Source organism: Arthrobacter paludis, assembly GCF_056782315.1.
The window spans coordinates 154,000-176,360 of the sequence record NZ_JBXAEW010000006.1 but is presented as its reverse complement, the minus strand read 5'-3'; the positions used below and the strand labels follow the sequence as shown (position 1 = coordinate 176,360).

Here is a 22,361-nt window from a genome sequence, read left to right as displayed (position 1 = left end):
GCCCGTGCCGGTGCGCCGGGCGACGCTACGGAAAACCGGCACGGTGTCCGGATCAAGGTACCGGAGGCGCAGGTTACCGCGCAGTGTCGCGCGCAACGGTCGGGTAACCGTTGCGAGGTGTATCACAAGGCCTTGCGGCCGCGCCGTCGCCGGGGCCGGCGGGTCCGGCCGACGGGTCCGGCCCGGGGCGCCGGGGCCGCCGCCGGTCAGGCCGAGTAGGGGCTCGGCGGGTACGCGTCCGCCGCGGCGGGGCGGGCATCGGCGGGGACCGGGCGCCACGTCCACCAGCCGTAGAGGCCGGCGAACGACTGGAGCACGAGCAGGAACAGCGTGGCCAGCGCCGGCTGGTTCGCGAGGTAGAGCGCGATCTGCCCGACGGCGGAGGCCACGACCGCCAGCCAGGCCCAGCGCAGGCCGTGGGCGATCCCCACGAGCGCCGCCGTGAGGGCGGCCGTGCAGGCGAAATTGGCCCAGATCTGGCCGGTGCCCCCGCCGAAGGCGAATCCGGTGGTGAGCATCGTGCCGAGGCCGAGGGCCGTGAAGACGGCGGTCAGGGCGACGCCCCAGGCCAGCCCGCGGAGCCCGAAGCCGCGCACGGGGACGTCGCGGGTGAACCGCCCCTCCAGGGGGTAGCGGCTGAACCGCCACAGCCCGTACGCGGCCGCGGCCATGGTCGGCACCGCGGAGACGAGCCCCTCGTAGCCGTACGTCAGGGCGATCACGAGCGGGCCGGCGAAGACGGCCAGCATCCGGGCCCACCAGCCGAGGTCGTTGCGGCGGGCGAGCAGGAAGAGGGCGGCGACGGTGAGAGCGGTGCTGACGGCGCTGAGGGCGACCGTCGTGCCGGTGTCCGTGCCGAGGGGCTGGCCGAACAGGTTCTGGAAGAGCTGGTCCACGGGCGGCGAGTCTACCGGTTCCGCGTGTGCAGGCCGTCCAGCATCATCGCGATGGCGTGCTCCTCGACCTGATCGGCACTGACCGGACCGTCGGGCCGGTACCACTCGACGAGGGAGTTGATCGTGCCGAACAGCAGGCGGGTCGCGGTCCGCGGGTCGATGTCGCCGCGCAGGGTCCCCTCGTGCTGGGCCTCGACGACGAGCTCGGCGACCTTGTGGTCCACCGCGCGCCGGCGCTGCAGCGCGTCGCGCTCGATCCCGGTGTTCCCGCGCAGCCGCAGCAGCAGCGTGACGTAGGCCTGGCGCTCGATGAGCACGCGGATCGTGGAGCGCAGGAAGAACTCGAGCCGCTCCTCGGCGGTGCCGGTCACGGCCCGCTCGTGCCGGCCGATGGCCTCCAGGGGGACCAGGGCCTCGTCGAGCGCGAGGCGCAGCAGGTCCCCCTTGGAGGGCACGTGGTGGTAGATGGCCGACTTGCTGATGCCCAGGTTGTCCGCGAGCGTGCCCATCGACGTCGCGTCGTAGCCATGGCGGTTGAACACCTGGACGGCGACGTCGAGCACCGACTCCTGGTCGTAGCCTGGGCGGCCGCGCCGGGAGGCGGGGGGCTTGCTCGCGGTCGTGGACATGGTGGGGCTCCTACTGGTTGCGCAGGTCGTGGATCCGCTTCAGCTTACCGACCGAGCGGGGGAGCGACTCCGGGTCGACGACGTCGATGCGGCAGGTGGAGCCGACGTGGATCTTGATCAGCTTCTGCAGCTCCTTGCCCGCCGCGACGGCGCGCTCGGCGGTGCAGTCGTCGCGCCGCTCGATGCGCACGGCCAGCTCGTCCATGCGGTTCGGGCGGGTGATCTCCAGCTGGAAGTGCGGGGACAGCCCCGGCACCTTCAGGGCGAGCTCCTCGATCTGCGTGGGGAACAGGTTCACGCCGCGCAGGATGATCATGTCGTCCGAGCGGCCCGTGATGCGGCCCATGCGCCGGTGGCCCGGGCGCTGGGTGCCCGGCAGGAGCCGGGTCAGGTCGTGGGTGCGGTAGCGGATGATCGGCAGCGCCTGCTTCGTCAGGGACGTGAACACCAGCTCGCCGGGCTCGCCGTCGGAAAGCACCTTCGACGGGTCGAACGCGTCGAGGATCTCCGGACGGAAGTGGTCCTCCCAGATGTGGCTGCCGTCCTTGGTCTCGTTCGACTCGCCGGCCACGCCCGGGCCCATGACCTCGGACAGGCCGTAGATGTCGCACGCGTCGATGTCGAACATCTGCTCCAGCTCGTGGCGCATCTCCTCGGTCCACGGCTCGGCACCCAGCACGGCGACCTTCAGCGACGTCTTGCGGGGGTCCAGGCCCGCGCGCTGCATGGCGTCGCCGATCGTCAGCAGGTACGTCGGCGTGCACAGGATGGCGTCCGGCTCGAAGTCCTGGATCAGCCCGATCTGCTTCTCGGTCTGCCCGCCCGACATCGGGATCACGGTGGTCCCGAGGCGCTCCGCGGCGCCGTGGGCCCCGAGCCCGCCCGTGAACAGGCCGTAGCCGTACGCGTTGTGGACCTTCCAGCCCGGCTTGACGCCGGAGAGGCGCAGGCAGCGGGCCCCGAGCTTCGCCCAGTCGTCCAGATCCTGCTTCGTGTAGCCGACGACCGTGGCGCGGCCGGTGGTGCCGGAGGAGGCGTGGATGCGGGCGACCTCGTGCTGCGGCACGGCGAACATCCCGAACGGGTACGTGCGGCGCAGGTCCTCCTTCTCCGTGAACGGGAACTTGGCCAGGTCCGCGAGCTCCTTGAGGTCGCTCGGGTGGACGCCCGCCGCGTCGTACTTCTCCTTGTAGAGCGGCACGCGGTCGTAGGCGTAGGCCACGGTCGCCTGGAGCCGCTCCAGCTGGATCGACTCGATCTGGTCGCGGCTCATCGTCTCTTCGGGATCCAGCGGGTTCGGGAGTTCCGTGCTGGGGAGCGTCTCGGTCATGGTGTGCCTTACGTGGGTCGTGGTGGGGTGGGGAGCGTCAGCGCTTCGGGACGGTGCGCGAACGGCCGCGGAACTCCGCGACGGTCTCGGTCCCGCCGTCGGACAGGGACTGGAGGACCTGGATGTCGTAGATCCCGCTGCGTCCGGACTGCTGCCGGCGGTCGGCGACGGCGGTGAGCACCCGGCCGGGGATGCCGGGTTTGAGGAAGTTGATGTCCACGCCGGACGCCACCGTGATGGTGTCGGGGGAGCCCTCGGGCGGGTTGCACGCCATCGCGAACGCGGTGTCCGCGAGGGCGAAGACCATGCCGCCGTGGGCGATGCCGAACCCGTTGAGCATCTCCTGCCGCAGCGTCATGCTGATCGTGGCGTGGCCGTCGGCGACGGCCTCGACGCTGATGCCCAGCCAGTGCGCGGCGTGGTCGTTTTCGAGGATGGCGTGGCGGGCCCCCAGGGGAAGGGGTGCGACCTCGGCCTCGGTCATGGGGTCTCCGATCATTCTTTACCGAACGATCATTAGGTAAACCCGAATTGTGACCCGAGTCAAGTCGGGGCCGGCCGGAGGGACCGCTCCGGGACGTCCGGAGCGGCCCCTCCGCAGGGCTAGGACAGGGGTTCCGTGGCCCCGAGGGCGTCCAGCACGAACGCGTAGTCCCAGGCCCGGTCCTTCCACGCCTCGTAGCGGCCCGACGCCCCGCCGTGGCCGGCGTCCATCTCGGTCTTGAGCACGATCGGCTCGGTTCCCGTGCCCACCTCCCGCAGCCGCTGGACCCACTTGGCCGGCTCGACGTACAGCACGCGCGTGTCGTTGAAGCTGGTCACGGCGGCGATCCGCGGATACGCCACGGGCGCCACGTTCTCGTACGGGCTGTACGACTTCATGTAGGCGTAGACCTCGGGGTCCTCGATCGGGTTGCCCCACTCCTCCCACTCGAGGGCCGACAGCGGCAGTTCCGGGTCGAGGATGGAGGTCAGCGGGTCCACGAACGGCACCTGGGCCACGATCGCGCGGTACAGGTGCGGGGCGAGGTTGGCCACGGCGCCCATGAGCAGGCCGCCCGCGGAGCCGCCCATCGCGGCCACGCGGTCGGGCGCGCCCCAGCCCCGCTCGACGAGGTGTTCGGTGGCGGCCACGAAGTCCGTGAACGAGTTCCGCTTCGCCAGCTTCTTCCCGTCCTCGTACCAGGGCCTACCCAGCTCGCCGCCGCCGCGCACGTGGGCGACGGCGAAGACGACGCCCCGGTCCAGCACGCTCAGCCGGGGGATCGAGAAGGCGGGGTCCATGCTGATCTCGTAGCTGCCGTACCCGTAGACGAGCAGTGGATTCGTGCCGTCGGGGCGCACGTCGGCCCGCCGCAGGATGGTGATCGGGATGCGCGTGCCGTCCGCCGCGGTGGCCCAGTCCCGCTCGGCCGCGTAGCGCGCCGGGTCGTAGCCCCCGCGCACCGGCGTCTCCTTGCGCAGGTCGAGCCGGCCGTCGCCGAGCCAGTAGTCGTAGACGCGGGCCGGGATGAGGTCCGCCGTGAAGGACAGCCGCACCAGGGGCGCCTCGTACTCGGCGGCCACGAGCCCGACCGTGCTCAGCGGCTCGCCGAAGTCGGGCTCGTCCGGCCCGGCCTGCCGGGGCGTCCCCAGCCCGGCGAGGGGCAGGATCTTCACGCGCTCGGTCGTGTCCTGGCGGACGGAGACGACGACGTGCTCGGCCGTCACGGCGGTGCCCTCGATCTTCACGTCGTCGCGGTGGGGCACCACCGTCGCCCAGTGCTGCTCGGCCACGGGCTTGGCGAACTCGCCGCCGGCCACCAGGGAGACCATGTTGTTCACGGCCCCGCGGTTGTGCGTGACCAGGTACGAGCGGACGCCGTCGCGCACCACCGGGTCCACGCTGTGCAGGATCCGCTCGGAGCGCGGCACCAGCAGGCGCGGGGCCGCGGCCGGGTCCACGAGGTCGAGGGCGTGCGTCTCCGAGTACTCGGAGTTGCCGATCGAGACCAGCAGCTCCCTCCGGTCCGGGGCCAGGTCGAAGCCCATCCACATCCCCGGGTCGTCCTCCTGGAGCAGGACCGTGTCCGCCTCCGCGGCGGACCCGAGCACGTGGACCTTGATCTGGTGCGGGCGCCAGGACTCGTCGACGACCGTGTAGTAGACGCGGGTGGCGTCGGGGGAGAAGGCGAGGCCGTAGAAGACGTTCTCCACGGTGTCCGGCAGCAGCTCCCCGGTGCGCAGGTCCTTGATGCGCAGGGTGAAACGCTCGTCCCCGGCGTGGTCGACGGCGTAGGCCATCAGGTGGGAATCGAGGGAGACGGCCAGCCCTCCCAGCGCGAAGAACGGGTGTCCCTCGGCCTCCGCGTTGCCGTCCAGCAGCACCTGTTCGCCCTGCGCGGGGACGCCGGGCTCGATGGCCGGCGGCGTCCAGTCGGCGACCGTGTCCCCGGTGTCGGCGGCCGGGATCCGGCAGTGGACCGGGTACTGGCTGCCCTCGGCGGTGCGGGCGAAGTACCACCAGCCGCGCCGGCGGGACGGCACCGACAGGTCCGTCTCCTCGGTGCGTTCCTTGATCTCCGCGAAGATGGCCTGCCGGAGCGCCTGCTGGCCGGCGGTGACGGCGTCCGTGTACTCGTTCTCGGCCTTGAGGTGGGCGACGGTCTCGGGGTCCTCCTTGGCCCGCAGCCACTCGTAGTCGTCGGTGAAGGTGTCCCCGTGGTGGGTGCGCACGTGCGGGACCCTCTTCGCCACGGGCGGGCGGGGCGCGGTCGATTCGCTCATGGTCCCCATTCAACACGACGGCGGCGCCCGCAACCCGGGCGCCGCCGTCGTCCTTCCGCGTCAGCGCTGGGGCGTGAGCGTGCGCGTGTACTGCGTCCGCCCGTTGGCGTTGACCAGGCTCACCGTGAACTCGGCGCCGTCCGGGGCGATCGAGACGTGGCCGAAGTACTGGTGGTCGCCCGAGCGCGGGGAGCCGTTGGCCGGCCCGTACTGCTGGAAGTCCACCCGCGGGCCGAACGTGGCGTCGAGGGCGTTGGGGCCGAACGAGCCCGCGTTGATGGGGCCGGCGACGAACTCCCAGAAGGGCGTGAAGTCCGTGAACGCGGCCCGTTCGGGGGAGTAGTGGTGGGCGGCGCAGTAGTGGACGTCGCCGGTGAGGAACACGACGTTGCGCACCGCCTCGCGCTTGATGGCGGCCAAGAGCCGGGCCAGCTCGAGCTCCCGGCCCAGCGGGGCGCCGGGGTTGGCGTTGGAGATCGATTCCTGCGCGCGCCCGTCGGGGACGACCAGCCCGAGCGGCAGGTCCGCCAGGACCACCTTCCACGTGGCCTGGGAGGCGCGCAGCCCGCGGATCAGCCACTGCAGCTGCTCCTCGCCCAGCAGCGGGGTGGCCCGCGACTCCATGCCGGCCGTGTTCTCGCCCTTGAACGTGCGCATGTCCAGCACGAAGACGTCCAAGTGCGGCCCGCGGGAGACCTTCCGGTAGATCCGCGCCGGGCCCAGGCCCGTCCCGCGCGCCATGGCCCGGCGGTCGGCAATCGGCATGTACTCCTGCCAGGCGCGGCGGCCGCGGGCGGCGAGGGTGTCCACGTCCGTCACGGTGTAGCGGGGGTCGGTGAGGGTCTCGCCGGACCACCAGTTGTTCGTGGTCTCGTGGTCGTCCCAGGTGGCGATGACCGGGACCTCCGCGTACATGGTCCGCACGTTCGCGTCCATGAGGTTGTAGCGATGGCGGCCGCGGTACTCGTCGAGGGTCTCCGCGACCTTGGAGACCTCCTCCGTGACCAGGTTGCGCCACACGGTCCCGTCCGGCTCCGTCTGGGTCGCGGAGATCGGGCCGTCCGCGTAGACAGTGTCGCCGGCGTGCAGGAAGAAGTCCGGCTCCGTGGCGCGCATGGCCGCGTAGCCACGCATGCCGCCGATCTCCTCGTTGATGCCGTAGCCCTGGCCGGCCGTGTCGGCCGTCCAGACGAATGACTGGGCCCCGTCGGAGCCCCGGCCGGGGGCCGTGGCGAAGCTGCCGCGGCCGGCCTCGCCCAGCCGGCCGGACTCGTCCTCGAAGGAGAGCGAGACCTCGAACCGGGTCCCGGCCGGCAGCCCGGACGCGTTGATGCGCGCCGTGAAGTCCGTCTCGGCGGTGGCCCAGCCGCCCACGCGGCTGATCGGGCGGCCCGCGCGGCCGCCCAGGGGCCCGCCGTCCGCATCGACCGGGCGAAGCACGGCGTGCAGCCGGCCCGGCCCCGAGGAGCGCGACCAGAGCACTGCGGAGTCGGAGGTGACGTCGCCGGTCTGGATCCCGGACGGCAGGCTCAGGCGGCGCGGAGCCAGGGCGGGACCGGTGCGGCGGGCCGGGGCGGGGGCGGCCTGCGCGGCGGCGGGAATGCCCGCGAGCAGGGCGCCGGCGGCGGCCCCCTTGAGGACGGAGCGGCGTGCGGGGGGAGTGGGGTTGTTCATGGCTCCAGCCAAGCGGGGCGCGGTGTCGCGGTGTTGGCCCGCCGGTGAACGGGCGGGGGCGCCCCGGGAAAGCGGGCCGGTGGCGGAACGGCCGTGGTGCCGGACTCCCGCGCGGCGTCCTGTCCCGCAGGACCCACCCATCCGGAACCTTGCCCCCGCCCGCGCCCCACCCCCGCGCCGCCACGTCAGGGTTTCGACGCAATGTCACCCGTAGCAACCGGTGACATTGCGACGAATGGGTGACATTGCGACGAAAGGGCGACGTCGGCGGGGTGGGCCGGCGACGTCGGTGGGTGGGGCGGCGACGTCGGCGGGGCGGCCGGCGACGTCGGTGGGTGGGGCGAGGTCGTCGGGGCGGACGCCGGCCCGGGGCGTCAGCGGCGGGCGGGGACCTTCGGGACCGCGTGCGTGGTGACGTCCTCGGGCTCCCAGCACTCGATGCCGTCCAGGTCCGGCATGTCGCTGGCGACGAACACCGGGTCCTTGCCGGCCCGGCGCTGGTCCGTGTAGTGCCGCAGGAGCCGGAACGCCTGCTTGGACAGCAGCGCGATGGCCACGAGGTTGACCAGGGCCATGAGCCCCATGACCCCGTCCGCGAAGTTCCACACGACGTTCACGGTGACGACGGAGCCCAGGAAGACGGCCAGCGTGGCGATCGTCCGGTAGACGCCCATGGCGGTGGGGTTGTCGGTGATGAAGCCGATGTTGGCCTCGCCGTAGTAGTAGTTGCCGAGGATCGAGCTGAAGGCCAGCAGGAAGATGATCACCGAGAGCATGATCCCGGCCCAATCGCCCAGGGAGACCTGGAGCGAGGTGAGGGTGAGCTCGATGCCGCGCGATTCTCCGACCGGGTTCTCCACGGAGACGAGGATGATGAACGCGGTGACGGAGCAAACGATGAACGTGTCGAAGTAGACGCCCAGCGTCTGCACCAGGCCCTGCTTCACCGGGTGCGTGACGGAGGCCGTGGCGCCCGCGTTGGGGGCGGAGCCCAGGCCCGCCTCGTTGGAGAACATGCCGCGCTTGATGCCCTGCAGGATGACGGTTCCGAGACCGCCGCCGATGGCCGACTGGAAGTTGAAGGCCTCGGAGTAGATCAGGCCGAACACGCGGGGCAGCTGCTCGATGTTCAGGGCGACGATCACGAGGCCCAGGATGATGTAGAGCACCGCCATGAGGGGCACGATCGACTCCGTGACCTTCGCGATCCGGCGGATCCCGCCGAACACGACCAGGGCGGTGAGCAGCGCCAGCACGGCGCCGACCGCGATCGCGAGCCCACCGTCGGCGGCGTCGGCGCCGACGGCACCGGCGACCGCTTGGGTGATGGTGTTGGCCTGCAGCGAGCTGAAGGCGATGGGGAAGGTGACGAGCAGGATGATGGCGAACAGGATGCCCATCCAGCGCGCGCCCAAGCCGCGCTGCATGTAGTAGGCGGGCCCGCCGCGGTAGCCGTCCTTGGTGCGGACCTTGTACAGCTGGCCGAGGGTCGACTCGACGAAGCTCGAGGCCCCGCCGATGAACGCCATCGTCCACATCCAGAACACGGCGCCGGGACCGCCGACGGCGATGGCGGTCGCCACGCCCGCGACGTTGCCGACGCCGACCCGGGAGGCGGCCGAAACGGTGAACGCCTGGAAGGCCGAGATCGACCTGCGGTGCCCGTCGACGTCGACCATGGCGCGGTCCGTGAGCGTCCGCAGCATGTTCGGCAGCAGGCGCAGTTGGACGGCCCCGGAGCGGATCGTGAAGTAGAGGCCGGCGCCGATGACGACCGGGAGGATGATCCAGGTCCACAGCAGGTCGCCGTTGTCGGCGAGCCATGCCTCCAGCGCGGGATTCGAGAAGAGTTCCATGGCGGCGAGCCTAGCGAACGGGGTGGCCTCGATCACCCCCTGCCGCCGCGGCTCGCCGGACGGCTTCGTGTTGACTGCCCCACACCGGTCGCATATCCTGACTGAACGAACGGTCAGTAAATATTTCCCTGTCTTGAACGACTTGAAGAAGAGGTGAGCACGATGGCCGCACTGAACGACGCCGGCGGGCACCTGTCCGCCGTCCTGTCGCCCGAGGACGCGGAGGGCCAGGCGCGCTTCGACGCGATCATCGCCGAGGACTCCCGCATCGAGCCCCGCGACTGGATGCCGGAGGGGTACCGCAAGACCCTCACCCGGCAGATCTCGCAGCACGCGCACTCCGAGATCATCGGCATGCAGCCCGAGGCGAACTGGATTACCCGCGCCCCGAGCCTGAAGCGCAAGGCCATCCTCATGGCCAAGGTCCAGGACGAGGCCGGCCACGGGCTCTACCTGTACTCGGCCGCCGAGACGCTCGGCACCGGGCGGGACACGCTCAACGAGCAGCTCCTGACGGGCCGCGCCAAGTACTCGTCGATCTTCAACTACCCGGCGCGCACCTGGGCGGACATGGGCGCGATCGGCTGGCTGGTCGACGGCGCCGCCATCGCCAACCAGGTCCCGCTGTGCCGCGCCTCCTACGGCCCGTACGGCCGTGCCATGGTGCGCGTCTGCAAGGAGGAGTCCTTCCACCAGCGCCAGGGCTTCGAGATCCTGCTCGAGCTCTCGCAGGGCACCCCCGCGCAGAAGCAGATGGCGCAGGAAGCCGTGGACCGCTTCTACGAGCCGGCCCTGATGATGTTCGGCCCGCCGGACGCGGATTCCCCGAACTCGCAGCAGTCGATGGCGTGGAACATCAAGCGCTTCTCCAACGACGACCTGCGGCAGCGGTTCGTCGGCATGATCGTCGAGCAGGTCAAGGTGCTCGGGCTGACGCTGCCCGACCCCGAGCTGCGCTTCGACGAGGAGACCGGCCAGTGGATCCACAAGGACCTGAACTGGGACGAGTTCACGCGCGTGATCGGCGGCGGCGGCCCGTGCAACGCCCAGCGCATGGCGCGCCGGCGCGAGGCCCACGAGAACGGCGCCTGGGTGCGCGAGGCCGCGGCGGCCTACGCCGCGAAGCAGAACGAGGAGAAGGTGGCGTAGCGATGACCCAGACCGACGGTTGGCCCCTCTGGGAGGTCTTCGTGCGTTCGTCCCGCGGACTGTCCCACGTCCACGCAGGCTCGCTGCACGCGGCTGACGCGGAGATGGCCGTGCAGAACGCCCGCGACCTCTACACGCGCCGCAACGAGGGCGTGTCCCTGTGGGTCGTGCGCTCCGAGGACATCATCACCTCCGACCCGGGCGACAAGGACGCGCTGTTCGAGTCGCCCAAGGGCAAGGACTACCGCCACGCCACGTACTACAAGAAGAGCGAAGGGGTGAAGCACCTGTGAGCAGGCCGGACACCGACCACTCCCTGGACAGCTTCGGCGACTCCGCCGCCTCCGCCACCCGCGTGACCCCGGGCAACGCCCTGCGCCCCGAGGACATCGCCCTGCGCGAGGACCGCCCCGGCAGCGAGACCGTGGCCCAGTACGCCCTGCGGCTCGGCGACGACGCGCTCGTCCTGGCCCAGCGGCTCTCCCACTGGATCTCGCGCGGCCCGGAGCTGGAGGAGGACATCGCCCTCGGAAACATCGCCCTGGACCAGCTCGGCCACGCCCGCTCCTTCCTGACCTACGCCGGCAAGGCGTGGGGCAAGACCGAGGACGACCTGGCGTACTTCCGCGAGGAGGAGGAGTTCCGCTCCCTCCACCTCGTCGAGCAGCCCAACGGCGACTTCGCCGAGACGATCGTGCGCCAGCTGTTCGTCTCCATCTACCAGCACCTGCTCTACACGCGGCTGCTCGACTCCGCCGACGCCACCCTCGCGGCCATCGCCGCGAAGGCCGTCAAGGAGGTGGACTACCACCTCGAGCACTCCGAGCTGTGGACGGTGCGCCTGGGCCAGGGCACCGAGGAATCCGCCCGCCGGATGCGCCGGGCCCTGGAGATGCTGTGGCCCTACACCGAGGAGCCCTTCCTCGACGAGCCGCTCCACGACGAGCTGGAGGGCACGGCCGTGCGGCCGTCCACCCTGCGCGCCGACTGGGAGCGGGCACTGACCGACATCCTGGGCCGCGCGGGCCTCGAGGTCCCGCAGGTCCCGTACGCATGGTGCGCCGGCCGCGACGGCGAGCACTCGGAGCACCTCGGCTACATCCTGGCCGAGATGCAGGTGCTGGCCCGCAAGCACCCCGGCGCCACCTGGTAGGAGGCACCGCATGACCGCCGGAACCCGCACCGACCACCTGCTCGGCATCGCCGCCCGGGTCACCGACCCGGAGATCCCGGTGCTCACCATCGAGGACCTGGGCATCCTGCGCGGGGTGCGCGAGGACGACAGCGGCGCCGTCGTCGTCACCATCACCCCCACCTACTCGGGGTGCCCCGCGATGGACGCCATTCGGCAGGACCTCGAGCGCGAGTTCGCCGCGGCCGGGTACGCCGACGTCCGCGTCGAGCTCGTGCTCTCCCCGGCCTGGTCGACGGACTGGATGACCGACGCCGGCAAGGCCAAGCTGGAGGAGTACGGCATCGCGCCGCCCACCGGCAAGGGCCACCGCGGCCCGGTCACCCTCGGCATGGCGGTCAAGTGCCCCCGCTGCCACTCGCTCAACACCCAGGAACTCTCCCGCTTCGGCTCCACGTCCTGCAAGGCGCTCTACACGTGCCGGGACTGCCTGGAGCCCTTCGACTACTTCAAGGTGCTGTCATGACGGAAACCACCACCCCCGGCACGCCCGCCGACGCCGACCAGCCGGGCACGGGCGAGCCCGCCGGGCGCCGCCGCGCCGCGTTCCACCAGCTCGAGGTCGCCGAGGTGCGCCGGCTGACGGCCGACGCCATCGAGGTCACCTTCGCCGTGCCCGAGGACCTGGCCGGGGAGTTCGACTACCTGCCCGGCCAGTACGTGGCCCTGCGCAAGGAGCTGCCGGACGCGGAGGGCACGCTCCACGAGGTGCGGCGCAGCTACTCGATCTGCGCCGAGCCGCGGCCCGGCGAGGTCAAGGTCGCCATCAAGCGGGACCTCGGCGGCGTCTTCTCCACGTGGGCGAACGAGCAGCTGGCCGCGGGCGACACCATCGACGTGATGAGCCCGTCCGGCGCGTTCATCTCCAAGCACAAGATGACCGGGCTGAACGACCCCGAGTCCATCGACACGGACACCGAGCACACCTTCGTCGCCGTCGCCGCCGGCTCCGGCATCACGCCCGTCATGGCCATCGCGCGCACCGTGCTGGCCGCCAACGAGAACGTGCGCTTCGACTTGATCTACGCGAACAAGGCCGCCATGGACGTGATGTTCCTCGAGGAGCTCGCGGACCTGAAGGACCAGTACCCGTCCCGCTTCGCGCTGCACCACGTCCTGTCGCGCGAGCAGCGCATCTCGCCGCTGCTGTCCGGGCGCATCGACTCGGAGAAGCTCAAGACCATGCTCTCGAGCGTCATCCGCACCGACCAGGTGGACGAGTGGTTCCTGTGCGGGCCGTTCGAGCTCGTCCAGCTCGTCCGCGACGAGCTCTCCGGGCTCGGCGTCGACGCCGAGAAGGTCCGCTTCGAGCTGTTCACCACCGGGCAGCCGAGCAAGCCCGAGGGGCACATCGGCCGCCCCGTCGTCGTCGACGAGGCCGGCGACAACTTCGAGATCTCCTTCAAGCTCGACGGCCTGCAGGGCGAGGTCAAGTCGCCGCGGGACGCCCGCGAGACGGTCCTCAACGCCGCCCTGCGCGTCCGCCCGGACGTGCCGTTCGCCTGCGCCGGCGGCGTCTGCGGCACCTGCCGCGCCAAGGTCGTCGAGGGCAGCGTCGAGATGGACGAGAACTACGCGCTCGAGCCGGACGAGATCGAGCGCGGGTACGTACTCACCTGCCAGTCGCACCCCACCACCGACAAGCTGCTCGTCGACTTCGACGCCTAGGAGGCACCCATGATCGAGCTGGCCATCGCGGACGGCGTCGCCGAGGTCGTCCTCAACGCCCCGGAGAAGATGAACGCCCTGGACGAGGCGGCCCTGGCCGAGCTGGGACAGGCGTACGACGACGCCGCGGCCGCCGCCGGGCGCGGCGAGGTCCGCGCGCTGCTGCTGCGCGGCGAGGGCCGCGGCTTCTGCGCGGGGCGGGACATCTCCGGGGTGGTGCCCGCCGACGACGACGTCCTGGGCTACCTCGGGGGGAAGGTCCAGCCCCTGCTGGAGAAGATGGCGGCGTTCCCGGCCCCGACCTTCGCCGCGGTCCACGGCCCGTGCCTGGGCGTGGGGCTCGGCCTGGCGATCGCCACCGACGTCGTCTACGTGGCCGAGAACGCGAAGATCGGCTCGCCGTTCGCCAACCTCGGGGCCACGCTGGACTCCGGCGGGCACTGGCTCTTCACGGAGCGCCTCGGCGCGCACCGCACCCTGGACCTCATCTACACCGCGGAGCTGATCGGCGGGGCCGAGGCCGTGGCGTCCGGGCTCTTCTCCCGCGCCATGCCCGCCGAGGAGCTGCTCGAGGCCACCCGGGGCATCGTCGCGAAGGTCGCCACCGGGGCCACGGGGGCGTTCCTGGCCTCCAGGGAACTCGTGTCCCAGATCCGCGACCGGCGGATCGGGCTGTGGGAATCGATGGCCGCCGAGAACCAGGCCCAGGCCGACCTCTGCGCCACCGACGACTACGCGGAGGGCTTCAGCGCGTTCCAGGAGAAGCGCAAGCCCGTCTTCCGGGGAGCGCCCGCCCAGGCGTAGCGCCCGCACGCAGTCCGGAGGCCCCGGGGAGCACCGCTCCCCGGGGCCTCCGTGCGTTCACGGGCGGCGCGCGCACCGGTGGCCGGCGGCGGCCCGGGGCTCCGGCTCGGCCCGCAGGACCCCGGCCGCTCAGCGGGTGTCCAGGTCCTCGAAGATCAGGAACGTCTGGGTGTCCAGGACCCCCGGCATCGACTGGAGCCGGTCGAACACGACGCGGCGCAGGTCGACGTTGTCCCGGGCCCGCACCAGCAGGATCACGTCGAAGTTCCCGCCCACCAGCCCGATGTGGTGCACCTCCGGGATGGCCGCGAGCTTCTCCCGCAGTTCCCGCCACGAGTGCTGGCGCAGCTTGAGCGTCACGTACGCCGACGAGCGCAGGCCCGCCCGCACCGGGTCCACCACCGCCGTGTAGCGGGTGATGACGCCCTCTTCCTGCAGCCGCCCGATCCGCGAGTAGGCGTGCGCGCGCGAGACGTGGACCTTCTGCGCGACCGCGGTGACCGATTGGCGCCCGTCGCGCGTGAGCTCGGCAAGGATCCGCTCGTCGACGTCGTCCAGCCGCACTGGCGTCTTTTCCATGGCCACCTTCCCTGCCCCCGACGAAACGGACTGTCGTCGGCCTCACACTCTTCAATCGTCCACCAGAATACGGACAGTGGACGCAATCTTCCAGAGTTTTCCGCACGACTGGATACGATCCGTCTCCTTGGAGAGACTTGAGCCACCAAAACGCCATGTGTCGTGGCGTGAGTCACAGCCACCGGAAGGGAGAGGCCATGGGCCACCCGCCACAGGAGGGGACGACGGCGCTCGACGACGTCGCCCGGCGCTTCGGGATCACCCCCGAGGACTACATGCTTCCGGCCCGCCACCTGATCCGGATGGTGGACCCGGAGGGCAACCTGCTGCCGCCCGGCGAGCAGGGCACCGAGCCCGGCCACGAGTACCCGCTGCCCGACGACGCGGACCTGCTGCGCGCGTACGCCCAGCTCGTCGCCGGCCGGCGCATCAACGACCAGAACTCCGCGCTCGTGCGCCAGGGCCGGATGGCGGTCTACCCGTCCAGCCACGGCCAGGAGGCCTGCCAGGTCGCCGCCGCCGCCTGCCTGGGCGGGGACGACTGGATGTTCCCCACGTACCGCGACGCCGTCGCCGTCATGTCGAAGGGCGTGGACCCCGTCGAGGCCATGACCATCTTCCGCGGCGACTGGCACGGCGGCTACGACCCGAGCGAACACCGCGTGGGGATCCAGTGCACGCCCCTGACCACGCAGCTGCTCCACGCCGTCGGCGTCGCCCACGCGGCCCGCCTGCGCGGCGAGGACACCGTCGTCCTGGCCATGTGCGGCGACGGCGCCACCAGCGAGGGGGACTTCCACGAGGCGCTGAACTTCGCGGCCGTCTTCAAGCTGCCCGTGGTCTTCTTCGTCCAGAACAACCAGTACGCGATCTCCGTGCCGCTCGCGCACCAGAGCGTCGCCCCGTCGCTGGCCCACAAGGCCGTGGGCTACGGGATGGCCGGCGAGCGCGTGGACGGCAACGACCTGGTGGCCCTGCTGGCCGTGCTCGAGCGCGGCATCCGGCTGGCCCGCGAGGGATCCGGACCGTTGCTCGTCGAGGCCCAGACGTACCGCATCCAGGCGCACACCAACGCCGACGACGCGACCCGCTACCGCGAGGACGCCGAGGTCCAGGAGTGGCTGGCCAAGGACCCCGTGAAGCGGATGCGCGCCTACCTGACCGGCCGCGGCCTGCTCGACGACGCGACCCAGGCGCGGATCGACGCGGACGCCGAGCGCATCGCCGCCGCCCTGCGCGAGGGCCTCAACGCGGACACCACCCCCGACCCGGGGGAGCTGTTCCGCCACGTCTACACGACCCCCACCCCGCAGCTGGCCGAGCAGGCCGCGAAGCTCGCGGAGGAACTGTCCCGCGAGGAGGCCCAGTGAGCACCGCGAGCCCGGACACCGGTCCGCTGAAGATCGCCGTCGAGGCCGCCCGCGAGGCGACCACCCGCGCCGGGGGCGCCGGCGTCCGCCGGGAGCAGGCGGCCGCCGCCCCCGTCACGTTCGCCAAGGCGCTCAACGCCGCGCTGGCGGACGCGCTCGAAGCGGATCCCGCCGTCGCCGTCTTCGGCGAGGACGTGGGGACGCTCGGCGGCGTCTTCCGCATCACGGACGGGCTCACGGCCCGCTTCGGGACCGAGCGCTGCTTCGACACGCCGCTCGCCGAGTCCGGCATCGCCGGCATGGCCGTGGGCATGGCGATCAACGGGATGCGCCCGGTCATCGAGATGCAGTTCGACGCGTTCGCCTACCCGGCGTTCGAGCAGATCGCCTCCCACATCGCGAAGATGCGCAACCGGACCCGCGGCGCCCTCGGCATGCCGCTGGTCATCCGCATCCCGTACGCCGGCGGCATCGGCGGCGTCGAGCACCACTGCGACTCCTCGGAGGCGTACTACGCCCACACCCCGGGGCTGAAGGTCGTCACGCCCGCCACCGTCGCGGACGCGTACACGCTGCTCCGCGCGGCGATCGATTCGGACGACCCGATCGTGTTCCTGGAGCCGAAGAAGCTCTACTTCTCCAAGGACCAGGTGGACCTGGCCGCGCTGCGCCAGCAGTACGAGTCCGACCGGGACGGGGGCGCGCCCGCGGCCCTGGACGCCGGGGGCGCCGCCGTCGCCCGCACCGGCACCGACGCCACCCTGATCGCCTACGGCCCGTCCGTGCCGACCGCGCTCGCCGCCGCGGCGGCCGCCGCGCAGGAGGGCCGGTCGCTGGAGGTCGTCGACGTGCGCACCATCGTGCCGTTCGACGACGCCACCGTCGCCGAGTCCGTCCGCAAGACCGGCCGCGCCGTCGTCGTCGCGGAGGCGCCGGGCTTCGCCTCCGTCGCCAGCGAGATCGCCGCGCGGGTGCAGGAGCGCTGCTTCCACTCGCTCGCCGCGCCCGTGCTGCGCGTGACCGGCTTCGACGTGCCGTACCCGGCCCCCAAGCTGGAGCACCACTTCCTGCCGAGCGTCGACCGCATCCTCGACGCCGTCGACGACCTGCAGTGGGAGGACTGACCATGGCCGTGCGCACGTTCCTGCTCCCCGACCTGGGGGAGGGCCTGACCGAGGCCGAAATCGTGGCCTGGATGGTCAAGGTGGGCGACACCGTGGCCATCGACCAGCCGATCGCCGAGGTGGAGACCGCCAAGTCCCTCGTCGAGGTGCCCAGCCCGTTCGCCGGCACCGTGCGCGAGCTGCACGGCGCGCCCGGGGACACGATCGACGTCGGCAAGCCGCTGCTGTCGGTCGCCGAGGGCGACGACGACGGCGGCGCCCCGGCCCCGGAGGCCGCAGGGGCGGAAGCCCCGGACGGCGTCGCGGAGGCGGGGGCGCCCCGGGGCGGCGCCGTCGGCGGGGCGCAGCCCTACCGCGAGGAGGAGCGCGCCGGCACCAGGCCCGAGGCCGCCGCCGAGGCGCGGCCCACCGCGGCGGGGGAGTCCGCCGCGGCCGCCCAGGGGGCCGAGTCCGGATCCGGCAACGTCCTCATCGGCTACGGCACCCCGGGCGGGGCGGCCCGCGGCCGGACGCGCCGGCCGAAGCGCGCCGCCGCGCCCGCCGGGGCCGGCGAGGCCCCCGCCGGGGCCCCGGACGACCAGCGCGCGCCGCTGGTCGTGAACCCGCTCGTGCGCAAGCTCGCTCGCGAGCGCGGCGTCGACGTGTCCGCGCTGCGCGGCTCCGGCCCGGACGGGCTCGTGCTGCGCGCCGACGTGCTCGCCGCCGCCGAGGGGGCCGCGGCCCCCGCGGGCGCAGCCGCCGCGGCCCAGGCGGCCGCTGGCCCGGGCCCCGGAACCGCCGCCCCGGAGGCCGGCGGGCAGGACGCCCGCACCGGTCTGGGCGTGGCCGCCGTCGCCCCGGTCACGGGAGTGCGCAAGGTGGTCGCCGCGGCGATGGCCCGCTCGCGCACGGAGATCCCGGAGGCCACCGTGTGGGTGGACGTGGACGCCACCCCGCTGCTGGAGCTGCGCGCCGCGATGAAGGCCCGCGGCGACGCCGCCGTCCCGGGCGTGCTCGCGTTCGTGTCGCGCTTCGCGCTCGCCGGCCTCGCCCGGTACCCGGAGCTGAACACCCGCATCGAGGGCGACGGCGCCGGCGGGCAGCGGATCGTCTCCTTCGACGGCGTGAACCTCGGCTTCGCGGCGCAGACGGACCGCGGGCTCGTCGTCCCGTCCATCCACCGGGCGGACACGCTGAGCGCCCGGGGGCTCGACGCCGAACTGCGCCGGCTCACGGAGGTCGCCCGCGCGGGCAAGGCCACGCCGCGGGAACTGGGCAGCGGCACGTTCACGGTCAACAACTACGGCGTCTTCGGCGTCGACGGCTCCGCGGCGATCATCAACCACCCGGAGGCCGCCATCCTGGGGCTGGGCCGCATCGTGGACAAGCCGTGGGTGGTCGACGGCCGGCTCGAGGTGCGCAAGGTCGTCCAGCTGACCCTGGCGTTCGACCACCGGGTGTGCGACGGCGGGACCGCCGGCGGCTTCCTGCGCTACGTCGCCGACTGCATCGAGAACCCCGGCGGCGTCCTGGCCGACCTCTAGGGGCCCCGGCCGGGGGCGGCGGGCGCGTGCCCCCCGTCCCCGGCCGGCCCCTATCGTTTGCGGCGGCCCGGGCCTACCCTTGGGCCATGGAAATCCTTCCCGCCTCCTACGAGGACTACCTCAAGACGCTGGACCCGCACCTCGCGGCGGCCCTGCGCCCGATCTTCCTGGAATCGGCCGCGGACGGGGAGCACGGGGTCCACATCCGCGGGCTCGGCACCCACTACGACCAGGCCTTCGTGGACGACCGCGTGCCGTACGGCGAGGTCCGCGTCGAATAGCGTCCACGTGCCGTCGCCGAGTGGGTCCCCGGCCCGCCCGGCCTGTAGTTTGGTGTGTCCGGGAGAACGTCGGAGACACCAAGGGGACCCATGAGCACGAACATGCCGAGCGACGAGTTGCGGGAGCGGGCCGAGGCGGCCGGCTGGGAGTACATCGGCGAGCGCAGCTGGGTGCTCGTCAACGCCGGCTGGGACATGAACACCGGCCTGGTCGTGGGGGAGGAGCGTGCCCTGGTCATCGACCCCGGCGCCGGCCCCCGGGAGGCGGCGCCCACCTACGAGGCCATCCGCGCCGTCACTGACCTGCCGCTGTCGCTCGTGAACACGCACGCCCACGGGGACCACTTCTTCGGCAACGCCTACTTCCGCGCCCAGGGCGCGGACGCCGTCTGGGCCCACCACCGCACCGCGGAGGCCATCGCCACGCGGGGCGAGGACCAGCGCGCCCTGGTCGCCCGCACCGAGCCGGAGATGGCCGCCGGCCAGGGCGAGCACACGGACATCGTGGTGCCGGACCACCGGGTGGAGACCCACCCGGTCGACCTGGACCTCGGCGGGCACACCGTCACCCTCTTCCACCTGGGCCGCGGCCACACGGACGGGGACCTGCTCGTCTCCGCCGGGTCGGTCCTGTTCGCCGGGGACCTCGTCGAGCAGGGCGCCCCGCCGTCCTTCGAGGACTCCTACCCGCGCGAGTGGCTGAAGGTCCTCGGCAAGCTCATCGCGATCGACGACCTCTACACCGTCATCGTCCCGGGCCACGGCCGGCCCGTGGACCAGGACTTCGTGCGCTCCCAGTTCCACCAGCTCTCCCTGGCGGTCCGCACCTGCACGGGCGCGATCCACGAGCACGCGGACGACTACACGAAGGCCGTCCCCGTCCTGCCGTACGGGCCCGTCCAGTCCCGGCACCTGCTGAACCGGCTCAAGGCGGAGGAGGGGGCGGCCGCCTAGGCGGCGCGCCGTGGCCGGAGCGCATCCGCTGCGGCGCAGCGTCTTCCGCATCTACGCGCCGTCCGTCCTCTACGCCGTGGGCGTGGGGGCCATCCTGCCCGTCATCCCGCTGACGGCCCGCGACCTCGGGGCGAGCCTGGCCCTGGCCGCGCTCGTCGTGACGCTGGTCGGGGTCGGCGGGCTCCTGGCGAACCTGCCCGCCGCCGTGCTCACGGACCGCTACGGGGAGCGGGCGGCGATGGTGGCCGCCGCCGCGTGGGCGGCAGCCGGCATGGTGGCCGCGCTGGCCGCTCCCGCCGCCGGCGGCGCGGCGCTGGCGCTGTTCTCGCTCGGCGTGCTCATGGTGGGCATGGCCGGATCGGTGTTCAACCTGGCCCGGCAGAGCTACCTCACCGTGGCCGTGCCCCTGGCCTACCGGGCGCGCGCCATGTCCGGGCTCGGCGGCAGCATCCGGGTCGGCACGTTCGCGGGGCCGTTCGCCGCGGCGGGCGCGATGGCCCTCTGGGGCCTCTCCGGGGCCTACTGGACGGGACTCGCGGCGCTGCTGGCGGCGGCCGCGGTCTGCCTGCGGATCCCGGACCTGGCGGCACCGGCCGGCACCGCGGCGCGGCCCGGTCCCGCGGAGTCCCCGGCCGGCCCCGCGGCGCCGGCGCCGCGGGCGGGGTTCCGCGGGATGGCCCGCGCCCACCGGGGCGTCTTCGCGACCCTGGGCACCGCCGTCGTCCTGCTCTCCGCCGTCCGGGCGGCGCGGCAGGCCGTCATCCCGCTGTGGTGCGAGCAGCTCGGGCTCGACCCGTCCGCGGCGTCGCTGGTGTACGGGCTGGCCGGCGCCGTCGACATGCTCGTCTTCTACCCGGCGGGCAAGCTGATGGACACGCGGGGCCGGGCGTGGGTCGCCGTGCCGTGCATGGCCACCATGGGGCTGGCGCTGGCGCTGATGCCCTGGGCTCCCGGCGTGCCGGCGCTGGTGGCCGCGTCCATGCTCCTCGGGTTCGGGAACGGGATCGGGGCCGGGATCGTCATGACGCTCGGGGCGGACCACTCCCCGGACTCGGGCCGGGCCGCGTTCCTGGGCCTGTGGCGGCTGCAGTCCGACGCGGGGACCATGGCCGGCCCGGTGCTGCTGTCCGCGGCGACGGCGGCCGCCTCGCTGGCCGTCGGCACGTGGGCCGTGGCGGCGGTGGCGTTCCTCGGGGCGGCGGGCTTCGCCTACTGGATCCCGCGCAGCGGCTCGCCCGCGTCGCGGTAGCGGGCGGCCCGGGACAGCTGGCGCGTGGTCCAGCCGAACACGAGCGTCGCGGAGCCCGCGATGAGCAGCAGGCCGAACACCAGGTGCCAGAAGAGGCCGTCCGCGCCGGTGACGGCCGCGTAGCCCGCGCCGGTCAGGGCGACGACGGCGGCGCCCGCCAGCCCGAGCAGGCCCGGGCCCCAGAGGAGCCGCTCCCAGAGCCGCGCGGAGCCGACGCGTCCGTCCGGTCCGTCCCAGCCGTTCCAGTGGGGCTGGAGGCCGACGACGACCCAGCCCGAGAGCAGGGCCCAGAACGCGGAGACCAGGAAGGCACCGGCCACGTCCGCCGGGCGGTGCCAGCCCAGCGCGAGCGTCGCCCCGCCGGCGACGGCGGCGAACCACCCGCCCAGGGCGCCGACGAGGGGGCGCCACCGCGGCGCCGCCACCAGCAGGACGGCGAACGCCGCGGACGCGGCAAACGTGGTGTGGCCGGAGGGGAAGGAGTTCAGGGCGGCCTCGGACACGCCGTGGTCGGGGCGGTCCAGGACGAGGTTCTTGAGGACCTGGGTGGTGGCGACGGCGGCGCCGAACCCCGCGGCGGCGACGGCCGGGGCGAGCCAGGAGCGGCGGATGAGGCCGGCCGCGACCAGCGCGACGGCGCAGACGAGCGCCGCCACCGCCGGCATTTCGCCGAGGAAGGAGACGGCCGGAAGGCGCGTGGCGTCGCCCCCGAGGTACTGGTCCGCGCCGCGCAGCGCGCGCTCGTCGAGGACCTGCCCGGCGTGCGTGGCGATGAACGCCCAGTACAGGGCCGCGAATCCGGCGGCGCTGGCGGCCAGTCCGGCAAGCCAGCCCAGCGGGTTCAGCCGGCGGGTGCGCGGCGTCCGGGCCGGACGGGGCGGTGCCGAGGCGTCCCGCCGGGCGTCGTCCAGCGGGCCGTCGTAGGGCTCGACCGCGGGCACGGCCGCCGGCGCCGGCTCCAGGGGGCGCGACGCCTCGATCCGCTCGGTCTGCGGGTGCGCGGACCCGACGGGGCGGGTCCGCGGCTCCCCGGGCCGCGCGGTTTCGGCCGCGGGGGCGGGGGAGCGGAGGGCCTCGGTCGGGGCGCCCGCGAGGCCCACGGGGCGCGTCTCGGGGGCCGCGTCCCGTTCGGCCGCGCCCGCCGGCGCGGGCGCCTGGCGCCGGGGCACGGCCGGCTTCCGTGCCGGGGCGGCCCGGTGGGGGAACGAGGCGGTCGGGGCGTCCGCCCGGGGCATGGCCTGGGTCCGGTCCGGGTTCTGCTCCGCGCGCGCGGGGGTGCGGTTGCTCGTGTCCATCCCGTCGAGGGTCCCACAGGTT

21 protein-coding genes are annotated in these 22,361 nt (G+C 73.1%); 12 read left to right on the top strand and 9 right to left on the bottom strand.

The window, feature by feature from the left end:
- Nucleotides 1-206: 206 nt before the first annotated feature.
- The 7 genes from AC1Q5D_RS07170 to AC1Q5D_RS07140 form a co-directional block, all read right to left on the bottom strand.
- Complete coding sequence (locus tag AC1Q5D_RS07170) at nt 207-896, bottom strand: nicotinamide mononucleotide transporter (RefSeq protein ID WP_481737891.1); 690 nt, start codon at nt 894-896, stop codon at nt 207-209.
- An 11-nt stretch (nt 897-907) separates the two neighbouring features.
- Complete coding sequence (locus AC1Q5D_RS07165) at nt 908-1,525, bottom strand: TetR/AcrR family transcriptional regulator (RefSeq protein WP_481737890.1); 618 nt, start codon at nt 1,523-1,525, stop codon at nt 908-910.
- Nucleotides 1,526-1,535: 10 nt separating this feature from the next.
- Nucleotides 1,536-2,855 (bottom strand): phenylacetate--CoA ligase family protein, encoded by a 1,320-nt coding sequence (locus tag AC1Q5D_RS07160; protein ID WP_481737889.1) that lies wholly within the window; start codon nt 2,853-2,855, stop codon nt 1,536-1,538.
- Nucleotides 2,856-2,892: 37 nt separating this feature from the next.
- Entirely contained in the window at nt 2,893-3,339 is a 447-nt protein-coding gene (gene paaI, locus AC1Q5D_RS07155) for a hydroxyphenylacetyl-CoA thioesterase PaaI (RefSeq protein WP_481737888.1), read from the bottom strand.
- A gap of 119 nt (nt 3,340-3,458) precedes the next feature.
- The gene (locus AC1Q5D_RS07150; RefSeq protein WP_481737887.1) at nt 3,459-5,621 is read right to left on the bottom strand and encodes a S9 family peptidase; all 2,163 of its coding nucleotides are present in this window, start codon (nt 5,619-5,621) and stop codon (nt 3,459-3,461) included.
- Between the two features lie 60 nt (nt 5,622-5,681).
- Nucleotides 5,682-7,295: an alkaline phosphatase D family protein gene (locus tag AC1Q5D_RS07145; RefSeq protein ID WP_481737886.1), complete on the bottom strand. Its 1,614-nt coding sequence runs from the start codon at nt 7,293-7,295 to the stop codon at nt 5,682-5,684.
- Nucleotides 7,296-7,669: 374 nt separating this feature from the next.
- Entirely contained in the window at nt 7,670-9,151 is a 1,482-nt protein-coding gene (locus AC1Q5D_RS07140; protein ID WP_481737885.1) for an alanine/glycine:cation symporter family protein, read from the bottom strand.
- A gap of 162 nt (nt 9,152-9,313) precedes the next feature.
- Here AC1Q5D_RS07140 and paaA point away from each other — a divergent pair, with 162 nt between their 5' ends.
- Genes paaA through AC1Q5D_RS07110 form a run of 6 tightly spaced genes read left to right on the top strand, consistent with a single transcriptional unit; the run spans nt 9,314 to nt 13,964 of the window.
- On the top strand, nt 9,314-10,300 hold the full coding sequence (gene paaA / locus AC1Q5D_RS07135) for a 1,2-phenylacetyl-CoA epoxidase subunit PaaA (RefSeq protein WP_481737902.1): 987 nt from the start codon (nt 9,314-9,316) through the stop codon (nt 10,298-10,300).
- Nucleotides 10,301-10,302: 2 nt separating this feature from the next.
- A complete protein-coding gene (gene paaB, locus AC1Q5D_RS07130; protein ID WP_481737884.1) occupies nt 10,303-10,593 on the top strand; it encodes a 1,2-phenylacetyl-CoA epoxidase subunit PaaB in 291 nt (96 codons plus the stop codon).
- The gene (gene paaC, locus AC1Q5D_RS07125) at nt 10,590-11,453 is read left to right on the top strand and encodes a 1,2-phenylacetyl-CoA epoxidase subunit PaaC (protein WP_481737883.1); all 864 of its coding nucleotides are present in this window, start codon (nt 10,590-10,592) and stop codon (nt 11,451-11,453) included. The genes paaB and paaC overlap by 4 nt, the downstream gene beginning before the upstream one ends.
- 10 nt (nt 11,454-11,463) lie before the next feature.
- Nucleotides 11,464-11,958 (top strand): 1,2-phenylacetyl-CoA epoxidase subunit PaaD, encoded by a 495-nt coding sequence (paaD, locus tag AC1Q5D_RS07120; protein WP_481737882.1) that lies wholly within the window; start codon nt 11,464-11,466, stop codon nt 11,956-11,958.
- Nucleotides 11,955-13,160, top strand: a complete 1,206-nt coding sequence (gene paaE, locus AC1Q5D_RS07115) for a 1,2-phenylacetyl-CoA epoxidase subunit PaaE (RefSeq protein ID WP_481737881.1) — start codon at nt 11,955-11,957, stop codon at nt 13,158-13,160. Before paaD ends, paaE begins: the two co-directional genes overlap by 4 nt.
- A 9-nt stretch (nt 13,161-13,169) precedes the next feature.
- Nucleotides 13,170-13,964, top strand: a complete 795-nt coding sequence (locus tag AC1Q5D_RS07110) for an enoyl-CoA hydratase/isomerase family protein (protein WP_481737880.1) — start codon at nt 13,170-13,172, stop codon at nt 13,962-13,964.
- Nucleotides 13,965-14,093: 129 nt separating this feature from the next.
- Here the strand turns inward: AC1Q5D_RS07110 and AC1Q5D_RS07105 are convergent, their stop codons facing one another.
- The gene (locus AC1Q5D_RS07105; RefSeq protein WP_481737879.1) at nt 14,094-14,543 is read right to left on the bottom strand and encodes an Lrp/AsnC family transcriptional regulator; all 450 of its coding nucleotides are present in this window, start codon (nt 14,541-14,543) and stop codon (nt 14,094-14,096) included.
- 197 nt (nt 14,544-14,740) lie between these two features.
- Here AC1Q5D_RS07105 and AC1Q5D_RS07100 point away from each other — a divergent pair, with 197 nt between their 5' ends.
- The 6 genes from AC1Q5D_RS07100 (at nt 14,741) to AC1Q5D_RS07075 (ending at nt 21,044) form a co-directional block, all read left to right on the top strand.
- Nucleotides 14,741-15,913, top strand: coding sequence for a thiamine pyrophosphate-dependent dehydrogenase E1 component subunit alpha (locus AC1Q5D_RS07100; RefSeq protein WP_481737878.1), 1,173 nt, complete (start codon nt 14,741-14,743; stop codon nt 15,911-15,913).
- A complete protein-coding gene (locus AC1Q5D_RS07095) occupies nt 15,910-17,037 on the top strand; it encodes an alpha-ketoacid dehydrogenase subunit beta (protein WP_481737877.1) in 1,128 nt (375 codons plus the stop codon). Before AC1Q5D_RS07100 ends, AC1Q5D_RS07095 begins: the two co-directional genes overlap by 4 nt.
- A 2-nt stretch (nt 17,038-17,039) precedes the next feature.
- Nucleotides 17,040-18,560 carry a dihydrolipoamide acetyltransferase family protein gene (locus AC1Q5D_RS07090; protein WP_481737876.1) on the top strand — a complete coding sequence of 507 codons (1,521 nt, stop codon included), beginning with the start codon at nt 17,040-17,042 and terminating at the stop codon, nt 18,558-18,560.
- 86 nt (nt 18,561-18,646) lie between these two features.
- Nucleotides 18,647-18,841: a hypothetical protein gene (locus AC1Q5D_RS07085; RefSeq protein WP_481737875.1), complete on the top strand. Its 195-nt coding sequence runs from the start codon at nt 18,647-18,649 to the stop codon at nt 18,839-18,841.
- 90 nt (nt 18,842-18,931) lie between these two features.
- The gene (locus AC1Q5D_RS07080; RefSeq protein WP_481737874.1) at nt 18,932-19,795 is read left to right on the top strand and encodes an MBL fold metallo-hydrolase; all 864 of its coding nucleotides are present in this window, start codon (nt 18,932-18,934) and stop codon (nt 19,793-19,795) included.
- A 10-nt stretch (nt 19,796-19,805) separates the two neighbouring features.
- Nucleotides 19,806-21,044 carry an MFS transporter gene (locus AC1Q5D_RS07075; protein WP_481737873.1) on the top strand — a complete coding sequence of 413 codons (1,239 nt, stop codon included), beginning with the start codon at nt 19,806-19,808 and terminating at the stop codon, nt 21,042-21,044.
- Here the strand turns inward: AC1Q5D_RS07075 and AC1Q5D_RS07070 are convergent.
- Nucleotides 21,005-22,339 carry a phosphatase PAP2 family protein gene (locus AC1Q5D_RS07070; RefSeq protein ID WP_481737872.1) on the bottom strand — a complete coding sequence of 445 codons (1,335 nt, stop codon included), beginning with the start codon at nt 22,337-22,339 and terminating at the stop codon, nt 21,005-21,007. The genes AC1Q5D_RS07075 and AC1Q5D_RS07070 overlap by 40 nt on opposite strands.
- Nucleotides 22,340-22,361 lie beyond the last annotated feature (22 nt).

What these genes read in the sequence shown, in the direction of transcription:
- AC1Q5D_RS07165 (WP_481737890.1), bottom strand. Translation starts at nt 1,525, where the DNA reads ATGTCCACGACCGCGAGCAAGCCCCCCGCCTCCCGGCGCGGCCGCCCA.
- AC1Q5D_RS07160 (WP_481737889.1), bottom strand. Translation starts at nt 2,855, where the DNA reads ATGACCGAGACGCTCCCCAGCACGGAACTCCCGAACCCGCTGGATCCC.
- paaI (WP_481737888.1), bottom strand. Translation starts at nt 3,339, where the DNA reads ATGACCGAGGCCGAGGTCGCACCCCTTCCCCTGGGGGCCCGCCACGCC.
- AC1Q5D_RS07150 (WP_481737887.1), bottom strand. Translation starts at nt 5,621, where the DNA reads ATGAGCGAATCGACCGCGCCCCGCCCGCCCGTGGCGAAGAGGGTCCCG.
- AC1Q5D_RS07145 (WP_481737886.1), bottom strand. Translation starts at nt 7,295, where the DNA reads ATGAACAACCCCACTCCCCCCGCACGCCGCTCCGTCCTCAAGGGGGCC.
- AC1Q5D_RS07140 (WP_481737885.1), bottom strand. Translation starts at nt 9,151, where the DNA reads ATGGAACTCTTCTCGAATCCCGCGCTGGAGGCATGGCTCGCCGACAAC.
- paaA (WP_481737902.1), top strand. Translation starts at nt 9,314, where the DNA reads ATGGCCGCACTGAACGACGCCGGCGGGCACCTGTCCGCCGTCCTGTCG.
- paaB (WP_481737884.1), top strand. Translation starts at nt 10,303, where the DNA reads ATGACCCAGACCGACGGTTGGCCCCTCTGGGAGGTCTTCGTGCGTTCG.
- paaD (WP_481737882.1), top strand. Translation starts at nt 11,464, where the DNA reads ATGACCGCCGGAACCCGCACCGACCACCTGCTCGGCATCGCCGCCCGG.
- paaE (WP_481737881.1), top strand. Translation starts at nt 11,955, where the DNA reads ATGACGGAAACCACCACCCCCGGCACGCCCGCCGACGCCGACCAGCCG.
- AC1Q5D_RS07110 (WP_481737880.1), top strand. Translation starts at nt 13,170, where the DNA reads ATGATCGAGCTGGCCATCGCGGACGGCGTCGCCGAGGTCGTCCTCAAC.
- AC1Q5D_RS07105 (WP_481737879.1), bottom strand. Translation starts at nt 14,543, where the DNA reads ATGGAAAAGACGCCAGTGCGGCTGGACGACGTCGACGAGCGGATCCTT.
- AC1Q5D_RS07100 (WP_481737878.1), top strand. Translation starts at nt 14,741, where the DNA reads ATGGGCCACCCGCCACAGGAGGGGACGACGGCGCTCGACGACGTCGCC.
- AC1Q5D_RS07090 (WP_481737876.1), top strand. Translation starts at nt 17,040, where the DNA reads ATGGCCGTGCGCACGTTCCTGCTCCCCGACCTGGGGGAGGGCCTGACC.
- AC1Q5D_RS07085 (WP_481737875.1), top strand. Translation starts at nt 18,647, where the DNA reads ATGGAAATCCTTCCCGCCTCCTACGAGGACTACCTCAAGACGCTGGAC.
- AC1Q5D_RS07080 (WP_481737874.1), top strand. Translation starts at nt 18,932, where the DNA reads ATGAGCACGAACATGCCGAGCGACGAGTTGCGGGAGCGGGCCGAGGCG.
- AC1Q5D_RS07070 (WP_481737872.1), bottom strand. Translation starts at nt 22,339, where the DNA reads ATGGACACGAGCAACCGCACCCCCGCGCGCGCGGAGCAGAACCCGGAC.